At 53.6% G+C, this 20,158-nt stretch carries 16 protein-coding genes and 2 CRISPR repeat arrays (1 of these 18 running past the window's edge); of the genes, 15 read left to right on the top strand and 1 reads right to left on the bottom strand.

Translation table 11 applies throughout. From position 1 onward, the window contains the following. Window positions 1-141: 141 nt before the first annotated feature. The 5 genes from ACKU4E_RS10995 to ACKU4E_RS10975 all read left to right on the top strand — a co-directional run bounded on the left by ACKU4E_RS10995 (window position 142) and on the right by ACKU4E_RS10975 (window position 5,893). Complete coding sequence (locus ACKU4E_RS10995; protein ID WP_320171119.1) at window positions 142-549, top strand: hypothetical protein; 408 nt, start codon at window positions 142-144, stop codon at window positions 547-549. A gap of 119 nt (window positions 550-668) precedes the next feature. Beyond that, window positions 669-2,303, top strand: a complete 1,635-nt coding sequence (locus ACKU4E_RS10990; RefSeq protein ID WP_320171118.1) for a TolC family protein — start codon at window positions 669-671, stop codon at window positions 2,301-2,303. Between the two features lie 2 nt (window positions 2,304-2,305). Further along, window positions 2,306-4,036, top strand: a complete 1,731-nt coding sequence (locus tag ACKU4E_RS10985; RefSeq protein ID WP_320171117.1) for an efflux RND transporter periplasmic adaptor subunit — start codon at window positions 2,306-2,308, stop codon at window positions 4,034-4,036. A gap of 7 nt (window positions 4,037-4,043) precedes the next feature. After that, entirely contained in the window at window positions 4,044-4,712 is a 669-nt protein-coding gene (locus ACKU4E_RS10980) for an ABC transporter ATP-binding protein (protein ID WP_320171116.1), read from the top strand. After that, window positions 4,709-5,893, top strand: a complete 1,185-nt coding sequence (locus ACKU4E_RS10975) for an ABC transporter permease (protein ID WP_320171115.1) — start codon at window positions 4,709-4,711, stop codon at window positions 5,891-5,893. Before ACKU4E_RS10980 ends, ACKU4E_RS10975 begins: the two co-directional genes overlap by 4 nt. Window positions 5,894-5,977: 84 nt before the next feature. Here ACKU4E_RS10975 and ACKU4E_RS10970 read toward each other — a convergent pair whose 3' ends face one another. Then, window positions 5,978-6,490, bottom strand: a complete 513-nt coding sequence (locus ACKU4E_RS10970; RefSeq protein WP_320171114.1) for a DUF2087 domain-containing protein — start codon at window positions 6,488-6,490, stop codon at window positions 5,978-5,980. A 290-nt stretch (window positions 6,491-6,780) separates the two neighbouring features. Between ACKU4E_RS10970 and ACKU4E_RS10965 the strand changes: the two genes are divergently transcribed. From ACKU4E_RS10965 to cas2e, 10 genes are all read left to right on the top strand, one after another. Next, window positions 6,781-7,536 carry a hypothetical protein gene (locus ACKU4E_RS10965; protein WP_320171113.1) on the top strand — a complete coding sequence of 252 codons (756 nt, stop codon included), beginning with the start codon at window positions 6,781-6,783 and terminating at the stop codon, window positions 7,534-7,536. A gap of 157 nt (window positions 7,537-7,693) precedes the next feature. Beyond that, the gene (locus ACKU4E_RS10960) at window positions 7,694-8,611 is read left to right on the top strand and encodes a hypothetical protein (protein ID WP_320171112.1); all 918 of its coding nucleotides are present in this window, start codon (window positions 7,694-7,696) and stop codon (window positions 8,609-8,611) included. Between the two features lie 110 nt (window positions 8,612-8,721). Further along, the gene (cas3, locus tag ACKU4E_RS10955; RefSeq protein ID WP_320171111.1) at window positions 8,722-11,361 is read left to right on the top strand and encodes a CRISPR-associated helicase Cas3'; all 2,640 of its coding nucleotides are present in this window, start codon (window positions 8,722-8,724) and stop codon (window positions 11,359-11,361) included. Window positions 11,362-11,514: 153 nt separating this feature from the next. After that, a CRISPR array of direct repeats spans window positions 11,515-12,763; the repeat unit is 29 nt; unit sequence GTGTTCCCCGCATGCGCGGGGATGAACCG. Between the two features lie 784 nt (window positions 12,764-13,547). Then, window positions 13,548-15,146 (top strand): type I-E CRISPR-associated protein Cse1/CasA, encoded by a 1,599-nt coding sequence (gene casA / locus ACKU4E_RS10950; protein ID WP_320171110.1) that lies wholly within the window; start codon window positions 13,548-13,550, stop codon window positions 15,144-15,146. After that, a complete protein-coding gene (casB, locus tag ACKU4E_RS10945) occupies window positions 15,143-15,658 on the top strand; it encodes a type I-E CRISPR-associated protein Cse2/CasB (RefSeq protein WP_320171109.1) in 516 nt (171 codons plus the stop codon). Before casA ends, casB begins: the two co-directional genes overlap by 4 nt. A 21-nt stretch (window positions 15,659-15,679) precedes the next feature. Then, a complete protein-coding gene (cas7e, locus tag ACKU4E_RS10940; protein WP_320171108.1) occupies window positions 15,680-16,816 on the top strand; it encodes a type I-E CRISPR-associated protein Cas7/Cse4/CasC in 1,137 nt (378 codons plus the stop codon). A gap of 3 nt (window positions 16,817-16,819) precedes the next feature. After that, a complete protein-coding gene (cas5e, locus tag ACKU4E_RS10935) occupies window positions 16,820-17,539 on the top strand; it encodes a type I-E CRISPR-associated protein Cas5/CasD (protein ID WP_320171107.1) in 720 nt (239 codons plus the stop codon). Window positions 17,540-17,541: 2 nt separating this feature from the next. Continuing rightward, entirely contained in the window at window positions 17,542-18,198 is a 657-nt protein-coding gene (gene cas6e / locus ACKU4E_RS10930) for a type I-E CRISPR-associated protein Cas6/Cse3/CasE (protein ID WP_320171106.1), read from the top strand. After that, window positions 18,195-19,109 (top strand): type I-E CRISPR-associated endonuclease Cas1e, encoded by a 915-nt coding sequence (gene cas1e, locus ACKU4E_RS10925; RefSeq protein ID WP_320171105.1) that lies wholly within the window; start codon window positions 18,195-18,197, stop codon window positions 19,107-19,109. The genes cas6e and cas1e overlap by 4 nt, the downstream gene beginning before the upstream one ends. Continuing rightward, window positions 19,090-19,386 carry a type I-E CRISPR-associated endoribonuclease Cas2e gene (gene cas2e / locus ACKU4E_RS10920; RefSeq protein ID WP_320171104.1) on the top strand — a complete coding sequence of 99 codons (297 nt, stop codon included), beginning with the start codon at window positions 19,090-19,092 and terminating at the stop codon, window positions 19,384-19,386. Before cas1e ends, cas2e begins: the two co-directional genes overlap by 20 nt. Before the next feature lie 86 nt (window positions 19,387-19,472). Next, window positions 19,473-20,158: direct repeats of the CRISPR family, unit length 29 nt; unit sequence GTGTTCCCCGCACACGCGGGGATGAACCG; it runs 1,174 nt beyond the window's last position.

Genomic DNA, 20,158 nt, shown 5'->3' with positions numbered 1-20,158 from the left:
AAAGTAAACCGACTGTCATTGGACGAGGTGCGAAAGTTTCCGATCGGCAGTTTCTCGGTCTATCTGTACGGGGTTTGGGCAGTTGTCGGGGAGACGGTAGATGGATGCCCATTAAATTTATAACCGACAAGGGAGTTTGAAATGAGAAAAACATTAGTTTTGATTTCTGCTTTGGTTCTGATTCTTTCAGCAACAATCGCCATAGCCGGGTTTACCAAATCTCCGTCTTCCAACGGCTCCGAGTCTCTCGCCTTTTACAATGACTCTACAGGCGATCGCACCTTCAATTTCTCGGTCAGCTGCAGTGAGGGAGGGGATTCCGAGAGTATCACCCTGTCAGCCGGTACGGGAGATCAGTACTACTATGAAGGTGAACTGGCAGATCTGGACCAGCAATGGTCGGTAACTGTAACTGACGGTTCCGGAGCCACTGTTACCTCTTCCACTTTCAGCTATTCCGGGGGAACTTTCACACCCGGACAGATCGGAGAAGGCATGAGCTTTGAAACACCTTCTCCTGATCAGGTTGTATTGAAAGTCAGCAAGTAGTTTCGGTTTTTCATTTTTGGGCAAAGCATCTATCACGTTGCAGGCATTGTCTCGGAACAATGCCTGCAATACGTGTTTGTATATTGAGTAGATTGGATGGATAATTGGTGTGCTGCAAAGTGTTTCGTGAATTCTGGAGAGATGGACCGGGCAAGTGCTTGTTGTGCGCGATTCCGCTGCTGACGGTCTCGGCTGTTCTTTGCTTTTCTTCTGTTTCTCTGGCTGAAGAAGCCCATGCAGATGCCGAAGCCAGGACCATTCGCATGGGGATGGCGGATGTGGTGAGCCTGACTCTGCGTAACAACCTGAGCGTCAGGACCAACTACCTGGATCGGGTGTTGGAGAAGTTTGAACTGAAGCAGGCGGACGATAAGTATGTGCCCAACGTAAATCTTGACGGAACCATGAATATGGAGGCCGTTAATAAAAATTTGCAGGTCGGCAGTCATTCCAAGTCCGGTTCGGAGTCCACTCAGAATGCTGGTGTGAACCTCTCCGTGGAGCAGAAGATACCCACAGGAGCCACCCTGACTTTTGGCTGGGAAAATACCTACACCAACGAAGAAACCAGCGATCTGAGCTTTAGCCGGTCTGCCGGAGATATTTCCAGAAGCAACGCCAGGGCTGACGGTGCAAAATCCGTTTTGTCGGCGGAGTTAACCCAGCCTCTGCTCAAAGGTGCCGGATTGGAATACAACAACGCCACCATAAAACTTGCTCATCTGAACGAGGAACGGAACGTTCTGAATCTGCGCGATAATTTGAGCGCCCTGATCAACGAAGGGGTGAACTACTTTTTTTCATTTGTGCAGGCCAAGGAGAATCTGGAAATCCGGCGTCAGGCACTGGATCGATCCCGGAGGCTGCTTGAGATAAACCGGCTCAAGAAACGTCTTGGGCGCATGTCGCAAAGCGATGTGACACAGGCCATGGCAAACGAAGCCTCGCAGGAACTTTCGTTGGAACAGGCTCGTAATAATTACGACGAGGCTCGCAGGAATCTGCTTAATCATCTCAATCTGGATCCGAACCTGCAGGTGGAACCGGCCATGGAGGGATACAGAGAACTGCATCCGAAGCTTGATGAATGTCTGCGTGTGGCCAGAAAGCGTAACCAGACATATCTGGACAGGGAGTTTGATCTTGAGGAGGCTGAAATAAATTTTATGATGGCCGAAAATGAACGTCAGTGGGACCTCTCGATAAATGCCAAGGTGCGGCAGACCAATGGCAAGGACAATCCCGGACGCAGCTATACGGAGAACGAGTCCCGTGTAGGTCTGGAACTTTCCGCTCCCGTAAATCTCTGGGGCGCAGACTACATGAGCCGCAAGCAGGCGTTGCTGGAGGCAACCACCAACAGGCGTAAGGCCAAAGTCGCTTTGCAGAAAGCCGGGATAGACCTGCAGACCTCGGTTGCCAACACGGTGCGCAACGTGAATATGCGTTTCAAGTTTATTGCCCTATCCCAACGCAACACCGAACTGCAAAAGGAACAGCTGGAGAACGAACACATCAAGCTCATGTCCGGGCGATCCACCAATTTTCAGGTTGTTACATATCAGGACCAGCTCGTTCAGGCTCAGCAGGCGGAGGTGGCCAACATCATTTCCTACCTGCAGGCGCTTCTCGAACTGGACCAGCTTCTGGGTACGACTATGAAGACGTGGAAGGTCGAGTTCAAACCTGATGACAGGCAATTGGAAAAAGAACTGGATGACGAGGTCAGACCGCTTGTCTGGAGTTGGTGGTAGCCATGCATGCAATGAATCTGGATGATATGTTTTCCGGTGGCATCCTGCAGAGTATGGGGGACGGAGTGCTTGTCCTGCGTTACGACGGGAGTGTTGCCGTTGCCAACAAGTCCGCCGGTGTTATTCTGGGCATTGATGTTCAGGACAGGGCTTTTGTGCTGGCCGATATTATGGAACGCGAGGCCGGTAATGACGGTTTCGTTCAGGTTTTGCTCGACTCCATCTACGAAGGCGTGACCATTCAAGACAGAATTGCCGATTTTATCCGGCCGGACGGGGAAAAACGGAAGCTCTCCGTTACAGCCTCCCATCTGCGAGATGAGCAGGGTAGAATTCAGGGCGCGTTTATCATTCTAAAGGACATGACCGAGGTGGAAAGCCTCAGGCAGAGCGAACAGGAACTCAACGAGGAACTGAAAAAGGCGCTGCGGCTTGCTGATGAAAAAACCGATGAGCTGAATTCCGCCTTGAAGCACGGCCAGAAATTCCGTCTGTGGCTGACTGTCGGAATTCTTCTCCTGTTTGTGTGTCTGGGCGTGTACCACTGGGGTTTCGGTTCCGGCAGAGCGCATTCCAAAACCGCCGCCCCGGCCGGCAGTAACGGAGGTCTGGTAACAGTCTCCCCTCGCCCCTTGAACCATTATATTTCCATATCCGGAACAGTGGCCCCGCTTGAGGAGGTTGTCTTTACGGCCCCGTTCCAAGGCATCGTAAAGGCACTGAACTTCCATTACGGAGAACATGTCAAGTCCGGGCAGGTCCTGCTGGAGCTTGGCGCATCCGATATGGAAGCCGAGGTCCGTAAAGCCAGAGCCGAATATATCAAGGCCCGCAAGCAGTTTGTAGAGATGAAGCATTGGGGAAATGCCGTAGAGGTTTCCAGAGCCCGGAGGGAGGTTGCCAAGGCCAAGAGCCAGTTGGAAATGACCCAGAGCAAGGCCGCCGAGGACAAAAAACTCTACGAGCAGGGCGTTATTCCCAAGATGGAATATGACAATACGCTTCAGGAGTTGCGGGGAAAGAAAATGCAGTACGCTGCAAGTCGTGAGTCGTTGAATTCCGTTCTGTCCAAGGGAGACGCCGAGTATCTGGAAATAAGCAGGATGGAAATGGAAAATGCCGAAGCCAAGCTGAAGGCCGCTGAAACCAAGCTCGCACAGGCTAAAATTACTGCTTCTGTTTCAGGCGTGGCAATCCGACCTTCCGCAGTACCCGCCACAGACGAGCACAAGCTGGCAGTCGGAATAGTGGTCAATGAAGGTCAGCCGCTGGTTTCCATCGGCAGTCTGGCAGGTCTTTCCATTGTCTCACAGGTCGATGAGCTGGACATCAACAATCTGAACAAGGGGCAACCGGTCAAGGTCTCCGGCGATTCATTCCCCGATGTGACTCTCAAGGGGCGCATAGATCAGATCTCTTCTCAGGCCAGTGACGGACAGGTGCCGACATTTACGGCCACCATCAGGCTTACCGACTTGCCTGAGAATGTCGGCGAAAAAGTCCGGCTGGGCATGACAGCCAACATGCAGGTGGAAACATATTCCAACCCGAACGCGTTGCTCGTGCCGATTGCCGCCGTCATAACAAAGGGTGGAAAGAACTTTCTGCGTGTCAAAGGGAAGGATGGGGTTGAAGAAAGGGCTGTAGAGACCGGGCACACAAGTCTGAGCGATGTCGAGATTCTTTCCGGGCTCAAGGCCGGGGAGACCGTCCAGATCGGGGATGCTTCGTGAGGCGTGCATGCTTGATCTGAAGAACATCCGTAAATCCTACAGGCTCGGCAGCATGGAGGTGGAAATCCTCAAGGGCGTGGACCTGCACGTGAAGGAGGGCGAAATGCTGGCCGTGGTCGGGGCTTCGGGATGTGGCAAGAGCACCCTCATGAACATCATGGGATTTCTGGATACGCCGACCACGGGCGAATACCTTTTTCGCGGGCGTGCGGCTCAGGGACTTTCGGACGATGAGCTTTCCCATATCCGCAACACCGATATCGGTTTTGTCTTCCAGCAGTTCAATCTGCTCTCCCGCATGACCTCTCTTGAAAATGTCTGCCTGCCGCTGATCTATCGCCAGATTCCTCTCAAGGAGCGGCTGGAGCGGGGTCGCGAGATGTTATTCCGTGTAGGCATGGGTGACCGGTGGCATCACCGCCCCGGCGAACTTTCCGGGGGCCAGCAGCAGCGCGTGGCCATAGCGCGGGCCCTGTGCGGCAGACCTTCAATCATTCTTGCGGACGAACCCACCGGGGCTCTGGATACCTCCACCAGCAACGACATCATGGCGCTTTTCAATTCCCTCAACCGGGATGAAGGGATAACCGTTATTCTGATCACCCATGATCCGGGACTTGCCCGGCGCTGTGCCAGATCGGTATGCATGCGCGACGGCCTGCTGGAGACGGTATGATACTGGGCGAAAACATCAAGGAGTCCCTGTACTCGTTGTGGGGCGCCAAACAGCGTTCCCTGCTGGCCCTGATCGGCATAGTCATCGGCATCGGTTCGGTCATCGCCATGGTCGCGGTAGGCCAGATAGTGGAGAACGAGTCGCTCCGGCAGTTCAAGGAAATGGGGACGGATATCTGCATGGTCCGGGCGTCATCCCATCCCGGTAAAAAAATCAGAAAGACCGATATGTCGTTCTCCGAGGTAATGAAAGTGCCCGACCACTGCCCGACCATCAAGAGCGTTGCGCCTTTTGCAAATCTCTATGCCCACCTGACCTGCGGAGGAAAGCGCGTTTCCTGTCCCGGTCTCGGCGTAACCGGCGGATTCCTGAACATGTTCAAGGTTCCGGTGGTCGAGGGACGGTTCATTTCCGACCTGGACGGGTACGACAGTTTCTGTGTGCTGAGTCATACCAAGGCCGCCTGGCTTCGCCAGCAGGGTGTGACCAACCTTGTGGGGACTCAGGTTATGTTCGGAGGCAGGCAGTATACTGTAGTGGGGGTTGCCGGGTCGGTCCCTTCGGGTTCGTTCTGCCCCTATGAGATCAACGAGGGTATTCTGGTGCCGATCGGGTTGGCGATGCGCTTGCCAGAGCGGCCGGGGATAAAACAGTTCGGTGCACGTATGATCGGAAGCGACGTCAGCGCGGAGGCTGCGAGCCAACTGAAGAAATATTTCCGTTTTACCGAGCGCATGGACGTACAGGTGACCAGCGCCGAAGAACTTGCCCTTCAGATGGAGCGGCAGATGCGCATGTTTACCCTCATGCTCGGAGCCATCGGCTCCATTGCCCTTATCGTCGGCGGGGTGGGCGTGATGAACGTCATGCTCGTATCTGTTTCCGAACGGCGCAGGGAGATCGGCATCCGCCGGGCCATCGGGGCCAGACAGAAAGATATCCAGCTTCAGTTTCTGGTGGAGTGCGTGGTGCTTTCCTTTGTGGGCGGTTTCATCGGTCTGGTTCTTGGTGTCGGCACCGTGGCCGTCATCTGCAGGTTTACCGGCTGGGAGTTTTTCGTTTCCATCGAGGCTGTGCTGCTGGGCGTGGGTGTTTCCGCGGCAGTGGGCATTTTCTTCGGTTATTACCCGGCCAGGCAGGCCGCCCGCTTAAGCCCCATTGATGCGCTGCGCGCAGAATGAGCATTCCAATTCTGTCTCGGTTTTTATTGATTTTTCGGTGGGGTATTGGCTAAGGCCGGAACGTGAGTTCCGGCCTTTGTTATGTTACAGCATTTTGAAAAGCGCGATGGCTTCAGCGGGAGGCGTTGCCTCAACTCTGCGGTATTCAGTGCCGTCCTGTGTGCGCGTGAGCAGCCCATTGTCCACCATCCAGCGCCGCAGTAATACATGGTCGCAGAAACTGTGGTTTAAAATCAACTGTTCATCCAGTTCCAGTTCGGTCATGCGGGTGCGGGCGGGGAGTCTGGCCCAGAGAACCCAAAGGCAGAGCATCCGCTGGTTTTCTTTTTTGGGCCATCGGTTCATGCGCCCGTCAAGATCAAAATAGCGGGTAGCTTTTTTGACTCTTTTCTGGTCGAATTGGGCAGCCTGTTTTTTACATGATTCTTCGCGGACGGCTTTCAGGTGCTGGAAGTTGCGGTATCCGCCAGCCTTGGCCAGCAGGTTGAGCATTTCCACATGACCGGGAATTGTTCCGTAGTCTTCAAGTCCTTTACGCAGGTTCCGGGCCAGTGCAGAAACGTCGCTGACGTTAAGTGATAGTGGTGTTCTTGGCATAGCTTATCCTCGTTTTCGTGCCTATCGCAGAAAAGGGATTGCCGGTGGTTGCCGACTTCCGACTCGGCACGTGGATAAGTGACGGACGGGATGAATGTGTTGGCAGGTTTAGCTCCCCTGTGTAGGGGCGGCAACGCCTTGGTGAACTGCCGACCAGATATTTCTGGTACAGCAGAATTGCAGCTCCTGCAATAACGAATTCATAACGTGAAGCTTATAGTCTTCAGTGGACGGTGTGATTTAATTGCCAATAGAGCTGAAATTGTTTTTTGATAACGCTGATGGTGAACATGTCGAAATATGATGTCTTGTCCGTGAAGACGGCAATGTGCTGGTTCAATGAGGCTGACCGTATGCAACTTTTTGATGATTTGAAGTCCGATCCGGACCTTGCTGATTACCGCGGGGTTATCGACAGTATGGATTTTTCCGGTTTTGAGCCGGATATGCTGCCTTTCACCCGCAAGGATAATTTTCTCTACGATCACTGGTCCCGGCAATCAATAGACATGATAATCGATATGGCGAAGGTATCGCGGGTGATAACCTCGGTTCCCCAGTTTTCCATATATACCGACGATACAAATATTATATATCTGCGTGACGAGAAATATTATCGGGCCTTCCGTTCGCTATACGGTGAAGAGCTAGTGAAAACGGCGGCCGCCAGTTCTGTGAACGGTATGGTCGAGTCCTTGTGGATATTCAATGCCTCAAGCCTGCCCATGTACTACTGCATGAAAAAAGCGGTTAAGAAGTTGCAGAAAAAGTTCGGTCTTTCACTTCACCGCAAGGGCTCATTGGGAGCGGAGGAGACAAGGGAGCTTCTCTCCGATTTCATTCCGGTCATGGACCTTTTCCCCGTTGTCAACATTCTCACTTCCAGATCGATGATTGAAGGGAACAAGGAACTGTACAAGTGTGTGCAGGCAGTTAACGGCAACGTGAACCTGATTGAGATCAGTACGCGAAAAACTTTTCATGAGGCCGCTAAAACGGAGGTGGTAAGCGAGATCGTCAATTACGGCCGAATGAATTCCTCCTGAATCGTGATGGTGTTTTATGCTGTATCCTGATTAGGACGGAGCGTTTTTCTACAGCAGTCATTGAAAAGCGGACGCAGTTGAAATGGTTGCGGGCTTAGAGTATGTTACAGCAGCACAACCATTCCGCCTCCTTCACTTTCTATGATCAGGGTTGATTATGAACAGAACTCCTGCCGGACGACCGATTTTCGACCGTAACAAATCTGCCGGACGCAATCTGCGCACCGCACTGAAGCTGCTGGGGAAAACATGGCGCAAGGACACAATGAATCCCAACCATGTCCTGAACTGGTCCACATGGACCGGCTGCGGCCTGCCGAGCAGCTCCAATACAATTGATAAAGACATGCGGGAGGGCGTGCCGGACAAGCGTATCTCGGCCTATGCCCTGTGTCTGGGATTGACACCGGAAGGACTTTGTTCTCCAACTTCCGATATTGCACGGCTTTTGAGCACTCCGTCCGGCCTGGGACGGGAGCAGCCGTTGTTTATACCAGCCGGGAGTATGGACCGGCATTTCGACAACTGGCTGGAATACAACCGCCCCTCGTATATCCAGAGAATGTACTCGCTCATGGGCGGGGTATATCGCATGTACTACGTTCTTCATGATATTGAGGCCGTATACAAATGCGCACTGTGGATATACGGAGCCGAGGCGCATAGGATGCTTATGCGGGGGCTGTTCGTGATGTTCGGCAAGGAAAACCGGCTTGAGGCTCATATTTTCCGTTGGCACAATAATCTGCACACCCACTATCTTTGCGAGAACGGTCTGGAACTCGGCTATACCATGACCGTTGATCCGCTGCGGCACAACATTGTGAGTCGAAGGACGCCCTTCTGGCTGCATGGAACCGGTATGACCGATCGGGGACTGGTTGATAACCTTCCGATCACCTTCATTTTTCGTGAGGAGCAGATTCCCTGCCCGGAAAATATGTCTCAGGAAGACCTCTGGCAGCAGGAGTGTGATGCCCTGCGTGCACATCCCTGCATCGGGCCGGACGATCCCGAATACGAGCGAGTCCGTTCCTCGATCCTTATTCAGGAGGACCTCAGTTCAGAGGAATAAGGCTGACCATTTATCCTGTTCAGCCAAAAACTGAGTCTTCACCCGTTGTCCTGCGATCCGATTTAGGTGTATGTCCGGTTTATTGTAAAACTAACAAGCACAGGATTGAGATGCAGTACTGGGGAAAAACTTTTGAAGACGGTCAGTGGCATCATTTACGCCGACATTGTATTGAAGTTGCCGCGGTTATGAAGCTGCTGCTGCAGTCCGATCCGGCATTGCGGGACAGAGTTTCGGTATTGTCACCGCTTGAGCCTGATCATACTGAAGAACTGCTTGTTTATCTGGCCTGTATCCATGATTTAGGAAAATTTTCTCTTTGTTTCCAGCACCAGAAGCCCGAGCTTGCCGTCTTGAACGGTATTCCAGAACCGAACGGCAGGGAGCACCACACTTTGCTCGGAACCCGTTTCTGGTCGGCCTACAGGCTTTACAGGAATACAGGATGCGAATCCGCCAGAATTTTTAATCCGATTGCCGTAGCCGCTCTTGCGCATCACGGCAGCCCTGTTTCCGTAGGCATGCAGAAGCCGGCAGGTCTGAAAAGATTTTTCGGTCCCTGTGCTGATGATGCTCTGCAGTTTAATGATGAGGCTGCATCATTTTTTCTGAAGCATGACTTTCCAGCCGGATTGCGCGATGAATCCTTCCAGAGTCTTTCATGGGCCGCCGCCGGGCTATTCATCCTTTCTGACTGGATCGGTTCCAATGATATCTGGTTCGGGCCGGATTCCGATCCGACTTCCATTTCCGACTACTGGAATGAAGCTCAGAAAAAAGCTGAGCGTGCTGTCCGGCAATCAAGGATTCTTCCCGCTGCTTCTGCTGACACAAAGAGTTTCCATCAATTGTTTCAGTATCTTTCCAAGGACATGTCGCCGAGTTCATTGCAGCAGGCCGTGATCGACCTGCCGGAACAGCATGGGCCGGAACTGTTGATTCTGGAAGATCTGACCGGGGGCGGCAAGACCGAGGCTGCCGTGCTTGCGGCTCATCGGGCCATGCGCTGCGGAGTCTCGCAGGGGCTTTTTATCGGTCTGCCGACCATGGCCACGGCCAACGCCATGTACAGCCGGCTTGCCGGAACCTATCGCAACCTGTTCAAGGATGCCGATTCCTCGCTTGTTCTGGCTCACGGAGGCCGGGCGCTGCATGACGAATATCTGGACAGCATCATGCCCATGGGTGAGGAGCGGAAGTCTTTTGAGGATGACGGAGGTGCGGTCTGCCATTCATGGTTTGCCGATAACCGCAAGAAAGCGCTGCTTGCTCCGTGCGGGGTCGGGACCATTGATCAGGCCCTGCTCGGCATACTGAGTTCCAGACATCAGGCCTTGCGTCTTCTGGGGGTGAGCAGGTCTTTCCTGATCGTGGATGAAGTGCATGCCTACGATGCCTATACCGGACATCTGCTCGCGAACCTGCTGACCTTTCACGCCGCGCAGGGCGGGAGTGCCATCCTGCTTTCCGCGACACTTCCTTCAGTATTACGGGATAAGTTTTTGAATGCATGGTCAAAGGGCCGGGAACTGGCCGGGGCCGATGTTGCCCCCTTTGCGCCGGAGCAGGGCGGTTTTCCACTGCTGACCCGGCTGCAGGATGAAGCTCTGCAGGAAATTGCCCTTGAAAGCGGCAGGCAGATAAACATGCCTCTTGAGTGCGTTCATGATGAGGATGAGATGTTTCACAGCCTTGTTTCGGTCCATGAGGCGGGAGCCTGCGGATGCTGGATAAGGAATACGGTGGCTGACGCTGTTGCCGCACGAACTCGGCTGATTGAAGAATTTGGCCTGCCGGAAAAGGACGTGATGCTTTTTCATGCCCGGTTCACTGGTCTGGACCGTATGAAAATCGAGCAGCGGGTGCTGGAGGTTTTCGGTAAGGAAAGTGTGCCGGAGCAGAGGTCCGGGAAGATTCTTATTGCCACGCAGGTTGTCGAGCAGTCACTGGATTTGGATTTTGATCTGCTGCTGTCCGACCTTGCTCCCATGGATCTCATGATTCAGCGTGCAGGCAGATGCCATCGCCATACAAGGGATTGCAGGCCACGGGATTACAAATCTCCGCTGATGAAAATTCTTATGCCCGATCCGGTGGATGAGCCGGATGAAGAATGGTATTCACGTCTCTTTGATATAGGACAGTATGTATATAAGCATCCTGCGATGTTGTGGAATACGGCTCGCCTGTTAAAGGATAAAGGCGCAATCCGTCTGCCGGAGGAAGCCCGTGAGCTGGTGGAAAGCGTATACGGTCCCGGAGTGGAGGCCCCTGCGGTCTTTGATGAGCAGGAGCTGAAGGCATTCGGCGAAGAAGTTGCCGGAAAATCCCTCGCCGGGTTCGCCTCGCTGGATTTCAGTTCCGGATACAATTCCAATGAAGGGCAGTGGGATAATGATACCTTGACACCCACAAGGCTTGGTGAGGAGTCCCGTCAGTTGCGGCTTTTGAAGTTTGAAAACGGGAAACTGTCCTTCTGGGCCTCTTCCGGCGGAGAGTCTGTTACCGTGAAAGATTGTATGCGTTCTGAGGTCCGGGTGAGCGCAAAGAAGGTAAAACAGGCGGTAAATAAGGGGCTTGAGGATGATGTCGAAGAGTTGAAATCCAGAATGCCGGATAAGGGACGCTGGTGCGAGTGTCTTGTTCTGCATGAGGGAGAAGAGGGAATGTGGTCCGGGCAGGCCGTTGATATCAACGGGGATGATGTTGAGGTGCTTTATAGTTCGCAGACGGGGTTGGAAGTTGTCTGATGAGCGGAGAGTAATGATTGATCTTTGGGGTGATTTTTGAGTATTGTTTTATAAAAATCAGCCAATGCAATAATTGGTCCTGAATCGGTGAAAAAAGTTGGCATTTTTTATGTTGGGTAAAAAGGTTAATAAGATTTGGTGCTTACAGTAAGAGTGTTCCCCGCATGCGCGGGGATGAACCGAGAAATTGATCTGGCCCCTCAAACATTGCGATGTGTTCCCCGCATGCGCGGGGATGAACCGTACCAGCTTGTGACTGAAAAGACTCTCAAGTGGTGTTCCCCGCATGCGCGGGGATGAACCGTTAAAAGGATCCCGCCCAGAGCTTCTACACTTGTGTTCCCCGCATGCGCGGGGATGAACCGAATGGTTTCAAAATCCAATTCCTCGACAACAGGTGTTCCCCGCATGCGCGGGGATGAACCGGATTCTGGATGGTCCGGGCCAGCAGCTTCATGGTGTTCCCCGCATGCGCGGGGATGAACCGCAAACCACTTGTGCTGCTGTCAGCAACGATAAGTGTTCCCCGCATGCGCGGGGATGAACCGAAATTGCGACGGGCATTGGCTCCCATGTGCAGGTGTTCCCCGCATGCGCGGGGATGAACCGATGAGAATTAAGAATGACGGGGATCGTATAGGGTGTTCCCCGCATGCGCGGGGATGAACCGATTGCGTACCTTGCCCCTTCGCTCGTAACATGGTGTTCCCCGCATGCGCGGGGATGAACCGTTCGCTAAGACGCTCAAAATAGTATCCGTTGCGTGTTCCCCGCATGCGCGGGGATGAACCGCTATGACAAAAAGGCAATTCGCGCCCTTATTGGTGTTCTCCGCATGCGCGGGGATGAACCGGTACGCTTCGGCCTGGTCTCCGAGGTTTTCAGGTGTTCCCCGCATGCGCGGGGATGAACCGGACCTGAACGGGCTTTACATCGTGACTCTCACGTGTTCCCCGCATGCGCGGGGATGAACCGGCTTGCCGCAGGTCATCAATTTTCTCGCACCAGTGTTCCCCGCATGCGCGGGGATGAACCGGCCAGCGGTACCGTAATTTTCACCGGCGAAGAGTGTTCCCCGCATGCGCGGGGATGAACCGCGGCAGGATTTCGAAACCGGCGAATTTATCGCGTGTTCCCCGCATGCGCGGGGATGAACCGGCGAGTTGATCTTGCGGCCGGAGAACCCTGTGGTGTTCCCCGCATGCGCGGGGATGAACCGTAATAACGATAGAAGCCATAAACGACCTCCTCGTGTTCCCCGCATGCGCGGGGATGAACCGCTTACTTTGAATATGAAGAAGTGTGCGCCAATGTGTTCCCCGCATGCGCGGGGATGAACCGATCAGACATTGTACCCTTGAACTGCGCTGTCTGTGTTCCTCGCATGCGCGGGGATGAACCGCCAGCTTTGATTGGCTGCTGAAGCCCGCAAATGTGTTCCCCGCATGCGGCACTGAAAATCCCCGGTCAGCACAAAGCTGACCGGGGAAACGGACGAGGGGCCCCTACAAACAGGAGAACCCTAAAAAATGTATGTTGAAGGAGGCTGGCAGTCAACATCCTCGTCTGCATAGGTCTTTTGGATGATTCTTGAGAAATGAGGGTGTGCGCGTAGAGAGGACTTGTTGATTAAAAAGAAAAGAGCCGATAAGAAGTAGATACTCTTCTGGTCTACAGGTGTAGGATCGCAGTGTTCCCCATCTGTGTGGGGATGATCCGAGTAGATAGTTGAGAAATTAATTGTTCCCCGCTTATGCGGGGATTTTTTTTAGTATATCAGATTGTTCGTTGTTTCAGTGTAATGTTCGTAAAAATGTTTATTTCGCTAAGAATAGATAGTTTAGAAAATATTATTTGACGACACCTCTTGGTCGGAGTATTGACTAAATAAATCAGCCTGAAGGTGTTGCCACACCCTCAGGCTGTAAATCACCCCGAAAGGTGAGTCTGTAAACTAAAAAAGACTACTTCCTTTTGGGGCGAAATTCAAGCTAAGAGGAGGGCCTTATTATGAACATTCGAAACAAGCATAGGCTTGTCATTGCTGTCATACACATGACCGACGGTAGCGTTATCGTTATCGTCGTATTATGACCTTAAGGGCAACCTGCCGAATATAAGTAGGGTGGTTGCCCTTTTCTTCAAATACTTTTATGTGTCAATAAATATAAATTATGGAGAGTATAATGAGGTATAACATTCTTAAAAAAAAATGGCTGCCAATAATCCGAGCGGATGGAAGCCATGACCGCATTGCTCCTTTCGAAATTACCGGGGGCGGTTCTCCTCCGGTTGATCTTATCCCGCCGAGGCCCGATTTCCGGGCGGCCCTTATGGAATTTCTGATAGGACTGATCCAGACCGTCCGGCCTCCTGATCAGGAAAAGGACTGGCTGCATGGGTTTACCAACCCTCCTGCTCAGGATGATCTGCAATCCGCCATGCTGGCCTACGAGTCATACTTCAATCTGTTCGGGGAACGTCCCCGGTTCATGCAGGATTTGACCATGTCCGAGGCGGACAAACCCGCCCGGAACAATGTTTCTGCGCTTCTTATCGATGCTCCGGGCGGCAATACGCTGAAGCTGAATACGGATTTCTTCAACAAACGCGGGCAGGTTGAAAGTCTTTGCCCGGCCTGTGCGGCCATGAGTCTGTTTACCTTGCAGGCTTTTGCTCCTTCCGGGGGCAAGGGCCACAGGACCTCGTTGCGGGGTGGCGGACCTCTGTCCACTCTGGTCAAGGCCGGGGAATTTGATGATTTGAAAGCAGGGGGCACCCTCTGGGATAAAATCTGGCTTAATGTGCTTCCCCTCTCGAATAAGCATGCGCACGGATTGCCCCCGGATGCTGAAATTCCCGGAAATGTCTTTCCATGGGCTGCCCCGACACGGACCAGTGAGAAGTCTGAGCAGACCACACCGGAGGACGTTCATCCGCTGCATGTCTATTGGTCCATGCCGCGCAGGATAGTGCTGGAGGAAAAAGCCGGGCGCTGCAGCTGTTCTCTTTGCGGTGCTGAGTCCGATATTTCCGTTCCTACCTACCTTACCCGTCCTTCAGGGTACAACTACTCCGACACATGGAACCATCCCCTGACACCGTATCGGGTGCAGACAGGGAGTCCCTCCCTTTCCGTGAAGGGACAGGCCAATATTTCCGCATACAGCCACTGGCTCGGTCTTGTGTACGGGCAGGTTGATGATGGCGGTAAAAAGAGCCGCATGGTTCCTGCCGCCTGTGTGCTCCATGCCGGCAGTGAGCTTTATGATGCTGAAATAAGCGTCGCCGGTTTCGACATGGATAATATGAAAGCCGTGCAGTGGTGCGAGCATGAATTCCCATTCCACCGCACAGTTGATGACGATCTGTTCAGGGTTAATATTGAACTGATGGTCATGGCTGCGGATAAGATTCGCAGCAATCTTGTAGGCGCGGTGAAGGATGCGCTTATCAACGAAGCCGGTAAGAATCAGGCCAAGGTGGATAAAACCTTTTTCAGCAATGTGGGTACGTCCTTCTGGGCCGGTACTTCCGCGCGGTTTTATGAGCTTGCCGCAGAATTGGCCCGTATCGATGACGATGCAAGGATAGCTGAACTTCTGGATGCGTGGGCCCGGCATATCCACTCCATGGCCGGGAAACTGTTTCAGGAGTGGGTGATGTCGACCCATATCCCGCCGGAACGGTATGAGCGGTACATTTCGGCCGGTCGGAAACTGGGAGCTTTCAACTACAGCTATCTGACCAAGAACGGACTGATCATAAAAGGAGACAACAAGTGAAATTGTCGGATGTTCTAAAGGACAGCGAACAGTCTAAGAGGTTGCGCGGAATTTTGATTCAATGGCACGGGGAACTGCAGGAAAACCGTGCGGAAAGGGCCGGATTGCGCAGGGAAAAGAATCCTCTTGATGTGTACGTTTCAAATGATTTCAGGCGCGGGATAGTAAGCAGGCTGGAACAGGGCGGATTCGATTTTGATGAATCTGATCTCGAACGCCTAGCTGTTCCGTTGGGGCTGATTTCCCATATCAGGAATCTGGAAAACAATAACCATTTTGCCGAACTCTTTGCCAAATCGGAAAAGGGCAGCGCGGACATGAAAGATGTGCGTTTCCGCAAGCTGCTTTCCATTGCGGATGAAGAGCAGGATTCCCTGTACATCATGCTGCTCAGGATGATCAGGCTTATGGGCGGAAAGGCCGGGCTTATAGGGCTTATCGAGGGCGGCTGCTACTGGAATGACTATTCCCGCCGCCGTTGGGCCGAAGCATATTACGCAGTTAAAAGATAAATTTTCATAAGGAGATATAATATGTCACGTTTCATTCAGCTTCATATATTGACCAGTTACCCCGCATCCAACCTCAACCGTGATGATCTCGGACGTCCCAAGACCGTGATTATGGGCGATCCCCAGAGGTTGCGTGTTTCGTCCCAGAGCCTCAAACGGGCATGGCGTACATCCGAGGTCTTTCAGGATGCTTTGGCCGGTAATCTCGGCATCCGGACCAAGGAAATAGGCAAATACGTTTATCGCGCGCTGCTTAACGGCGCCGCACTGGCCGATGTGCTCAAGGATTTTGATGCCGCAGGCTCTCTCGCAAGACTGAAGGACAAGGATGCTCTGGCTATCGGGCGTTCAATTGGCGGGGTGTTCGGTAAACTCAAGCCGGAAGCAAAGAAAAAGGACGCTGACGAGCAGACCAGAATGGAATCCCTTGAAACCGAGCAGCTTGCCCACCTGAGTCCCGAAGAACTGAAGCTGGCTTCCGCGCTGGTGGAAGAATGCCGCGAGAGCGGAAAAGAACCTTCCACGGAGCAGCTTGAACTGCTCTGCCGTGATTGTTCCGCTGCGGACGTGGCGCTTTTCGGGCGCATGCTCGCCTCAAGCAACCGGCACAACATCGAAGCAGCCGCACAGGTTGCCCATGCCATGACCGTGCATAAGGCTGCGGTGGAAGATGATTTCTTTACCGCAGTGGACGACCTCAACCGTGATGATGCCGGAGCCGGACACCTTGGCGTTACTGAATTCGGTGCCGGGCTTTTTTACCTATATCTCTGCGTGGACCGTGAACTGCTCAAGGAAAACCTCGGCGGTGATGCGGGCCTTGCCGACCGTGCCGTTGCCGCGCTTGTGAATGCCGCCTGCACCGTAAGCCCGTCCGGCAAGCAGAACAGCTTCGGTTCCCGCGCCTGGGCTTCCTACTGCCTGGCCGAAAAAGGCGATATTCAGCCCCGCAACCTTTCTGTCGCCTACCTCAAGCCCCTTGGCTCCAGCGATCGTTACGGCGAAAAACCGGACAGTATAACAGTGGAAGGAGCTGTAAAGCGGCTCGAAGACCAGCGCACCCGTTTTAATGAAATTTACAATGTCGAGGTGGACAGCTGCTCTTTCGGACCTGCCGGAGGCACTATTGCCGATGTGCTTGATTTCATCAGGGAGTAACCCATGCGGGATCATCTGATTTTTACCATTTACGGTCCCATGCAGGGCTGGGGGAGTGTTGCGGTGGGGGAAGTCCGTCCGGCTGCGCAGCGTCCGACCCGTTCCGGTCTGCTGGGGCTTCTGGCTGCGGCCATGGGCGTCCGCCGGGGCGATCCATTGCTGTCCGATCTGACCCGTGCTGCGCGGGTTGCCGTCCGTGAGGACCGGTCCGGATCGGTCATGCTCGACTACCACACCACGCAGGTTCCTTCCGAAAAAAAGAACAGGGTTTTCAGGACCCGCAGGCAGGAGCTTGGGACCATGCTTGATAAGGACGACAGGCTGAACACCATTTTGTCCCGGCGTGAATACCTGATGAACGCCGCTTTCACCGCCTGCATCTGGTTTGATGGTGAACACCCGTTTGTCATGAAAGATATCGCGGAAGCCCTGAACCGCCCCCGGCTCAATGTCTACCTCGGGCGCAAGTCCTGCGCGCCGGGATTTCCGTTTATGCCCGAGATTGTCTCCGCTGCGGATGAACTGGAGGCTCTCGGCTGCTACGCTCCGGAGATGCGCAAGGCTTACGGTGCCCGGTCTCTGGATAAGTGCCCGGTCTGGACCGAGGTGGAGCACGGTGATTTCACACGCTACTCCGTTCGCGACATGGTGACCGATCACAACAGACGTCAGTTCGGGATGAGATTTGAATATCATGTGCCGCCGGGCGAAGGGGAGAAGTAGTCATGTTCATGAGTAAAATTGTCCTCGACCCGGTGATGATGAAGCGGGCCGGAGTCTATGAAGAGCATCAGGCGTTGTGGAAAATATTTTCCGACAGTCCTGATCGGGAGCGGGATTTCGTTTATCGCAGAATGGACCGGAGCAGCTTTCTTGCTGTTTCCGATCGCGAGCCTGTGAAAACAGGATTTCTGCGCAATCTTCAGGTGAAGGAATATAACCCGCAACTTGATGCAGGAGAACGGCTGCATTTCTCCTTGCGTTTCAATCCGGTCGTCAAACGGCGGGATGAAAGCGGGAGGCAGCAGCGCATTGATCTGGTTCAGGATCAACGCATGAAAATGCAGGAGCAGGGCGAGACCTCATCCGTAAAGGGGCAGCGGCTCAAGATTGCGGAAGAGGTCGGCGTGCAGTGGATTATGAAGCGCAGCGAAACGTTGGGCTTTGAGTTGGAGCAGGGCGGCAACTGGTCCGGTCTGATTGTAGAATCCTATTCGCAGGAGCGTTTCCGGAAGGGAAATGGACGGGTGGTTCTTTCCTGCATGGATGTGCGCGGTTTTGCCACGGTCACCGATCCGGATAATCTCCGGCAGGCTCTGTTTAACGGAGTGGGCTGCGCAAAAGGTTTCGGCTTCGGCCTGCTGCTGGTGAGGCGGGCATGATCCTGCCCAAGCTTACACCGATACCGCTTAAGGAACGGTCAAGCATGGTCTTTCTGGAGAAAGGCCGGCTTGACGTTCTTGACGGTGCTTTTGTGCTGGTTGATGCCGAAGGCGTGCGCACGCATATTCCTGTCGGAGGGGTTTGCTGCATTCTGCTCGAACCCGGAACGCGAGTTTCTCATGCTGCGGTAACGCTGGCCGCAAGGGCCGGGACATTGCTGGTCTGGGTCGGCGAAGCCGGAGTTCGGCTTTATGCTGCCGGGCAGCCCGGCGGAGCAAGGAGCGATAAACTGCTCTGGCAGGCTGCGCTGGCCCTTGATCCAAAGGCGCGTCTCAATATCGTGCGCAAGATGTTCGCACTGCGGTTTGACGGCGATGTGCCGGCTGGCAGAAGTGTGGAGCAATTGCGCGGCATGGAAGGTGCGCGGGTTAAGGCTTTATACAAGCATCTGGCCGGAATGCACCGGGTAAGCTGGTCCGGCCGGAAGTATAATCCGAAGCAGTTTGAAAATTCAGATGTGCCTAACAAGTGCTTGAGTGCTGCCACATCGTGCCTTTACGGTGTCTGCGAAGCCGCAATATTGGCTGCCGGGTATGCCCCGGCCATAGGTTTTTTGCATACCGGAAAGCCGCGTTCCTTTGTTTACGATGTTGCGGACCTGATCAAGTTTGAAACCGTTGTTCCGGCGGCATTTTCAGTGGCGGCGAAAAATCCCATGAATCCGGAGCGGGAAACAAGGCTGGCCTGTCGGGATATGTTCAGGAGCAAGAATGTGCTCAAAAAGGTTATTCCGCTGATTGAGGAAGTCCTGAAAGCCGGAGGAGTGCCTGTTCCCGAAGATCCTGTTTACGTTGTGGAACCTGCATTCGAAGACGACAGGGGGTACGAAGATGACGGTCATCGTGCTTGAAAACGTGCCCATGCGTTTGAGAGGAAGGTTAGCTGTCTGGATGCTGGAAATCCGGGCCGGAGTTTATGTGGGGACTTTGTCGGCAAAGGTCCGCGAAACAGTCTGGAGCAACATTGAAGGAAACACCGGAGAGGGCAATGCCGTGATGGCCTGGAAGGCCAACAACGAGCAGGGTTTCATGTTCAGGACAATTGGAGAAAACCGCAGGGTTCCTGTCGACTTTGATGGAATGAGTCTGGTGTCTTTTTTGCCGTTGGAGAATGAAGAAAAGGCATAGCAAGAAACATTCCTGAATCAGTGGAAAATGTTGGCGCTTTTTGTTTTGATGAAAAAGGTTAAAAAATATTGTTGGTTACAGGAAGAGTGTTCCCCGCACACGCGGGGATGAACCGTCTTCAAATCCCGGCAAAGGGCAGAGGAAGAGGTGTTCCCCGCACACGCGGGGATGAACCGTCCCTGCACCTTGTACCCGGCATTGGTAAGCTGTGTTCCCCGCACACGCGGGGATGAACCGCAGGGGCTTTGAAAACGCCGTAAAACGTCTGGGTGTTCCCCGCACACGCGGGGATGAACCGATAGGTACTCCCCGCCTCCGGGCGGGGATGTCGTGTTCCCCGCACACGCGGGGATGAACCGTTTTGAAGTGTCCGCATGGGACACTCCGGAACGTGTTCCCCGCACACGCGGGGATGAACCTTTTTCAGGGGGCATAACATTCTCCTTTTTGCCGTGTTCCCCGCACACGCGGGGATGAACCGGGATTCAGGAAGACCTCGCCGAAATCAACGGCGTGTTCCCCGCACACGCGGGGATGAACCGATAAAATCCGGTTTAGGCGGCTATAAATGGGCGTGTTCCCCGCACACGCGGGGATGAACCGTTTTCCGCCCTGCGCTACGAGTTTGAAGGAAAGTGTTCCCCGCACACGCGGGGATGAACCGAAGACAGATCAGACACCTACCGTCTTTACGATGTGTTCCCCGCACACGCGGGGATGAACCGGCGTTTACACCGGCGAAAATCATTCTTTTGCCGTGTTCCCCGCACAC

It is taken from the genome of Maridesulfovibrio sp. (assembly GCF_963677005.1).
In the GTDB taxonomy this organism is placed as follows: Bacteria; Desulfobacterota; Desulfovibrionia; order Desulfovibrionales; family Desulfovibrionaceae; genus Maridesulfovibrio.
Note: the sequence above shows the minus strand (reverse complement) of the source record. Positions and strands in the feature narration are given on the sequence as shown.

Coding starts and splice junctions, on each gene's coding strand:
- ACKU4E_RS10995 (WP_320171119.1), top strand. CDS start 142: ATGAGAAAAACATTAGTTTTGATTTCTGCTTTGGTTCTGATTCTTTCA.
- ACKU4E_RS10985 (WP_320171117.1), top strand. CDS start 2,306: ATGCATGCAATGAATCTGGATGATATGTTTTCCGGTGGCATCCTGCAG.
- ACKU4E_RS10980 (WP_320171116.1), top strand. CDS start 4,044: ATGCTTGATCTGAAGAACATCCGTAAATCCTACAGGCTCGGCAGCATG.
- ACKU4E_RS10975 (WP_320171115.1), top strand. CDS start 4,709: ATGATACTGGGCGAAAACATCAAGGAGTCCCTGTACTCGTTGTGGGGC.
- ACKU4E_RS10970 (WP_320171114.1), bottom strand. CDS start 6,490: ATGCCAAGAACACCACTATCACTTAACGTCAGCGACGTTTCTGCACTG.
- ACKU4E_RS10965 (WP_320171113.1), top strand. CDS start 6,781: ATGTCGAAATATGATGTCTTGTCCGTGAAGACGGCAATGTGCTGGTTC.
- ACKU4E_RS10960 (WP_320171112.1), top strand. CDS start 7,694: ATGAACAGAACTCCTGCCGGACGACCGATTTTCGACCGTAACAAATCT.
- cas3 (WP_320171111.1), top strand. CDS start 8,722: ATGCAGTACTGGGGAAAAACTTTTGAAGACGGTCAGTGGCATCATTTA.
- casA (WP_320171110.1), top strand. CDS start 13,548: ATGAGGTATAACATTCTTAAAAAAAAATGGCTGCCAATAATCCGAGCG.
- cas7e (WP_320171108.1), top strand. CDS start 15,680: ATGTCACGTTTCATTCAGCTTCATATATTGACCAGTTACCCCGCATCC.
- cas5e (WP_320171107.1), top strand. CDS start 16,820: ATGCGGGATCATCTGATTTTTACCATTTACGGTCCCATGCAGGGCTGG.
- cas6e (WP_320171106.1), top strand. CDS start 17,542: ATGTTCATGAGTAAAATTGTCCTCGACCCGGTGATGATGAAGCGGGCC.
- cas1e (WP_320171105.1), top strand. CDS start 18,195: ATGATCCTGCCCAAGCTTACACCGATACCGCTTAAGGAACGGTCAAGC.
- cas2e (WP_320171104.1), top strand. CDS start 19,090: ATGACGGTCATCGTGCTTGAAAACGTGCCCATGCGTTTGAGAGGAAGG.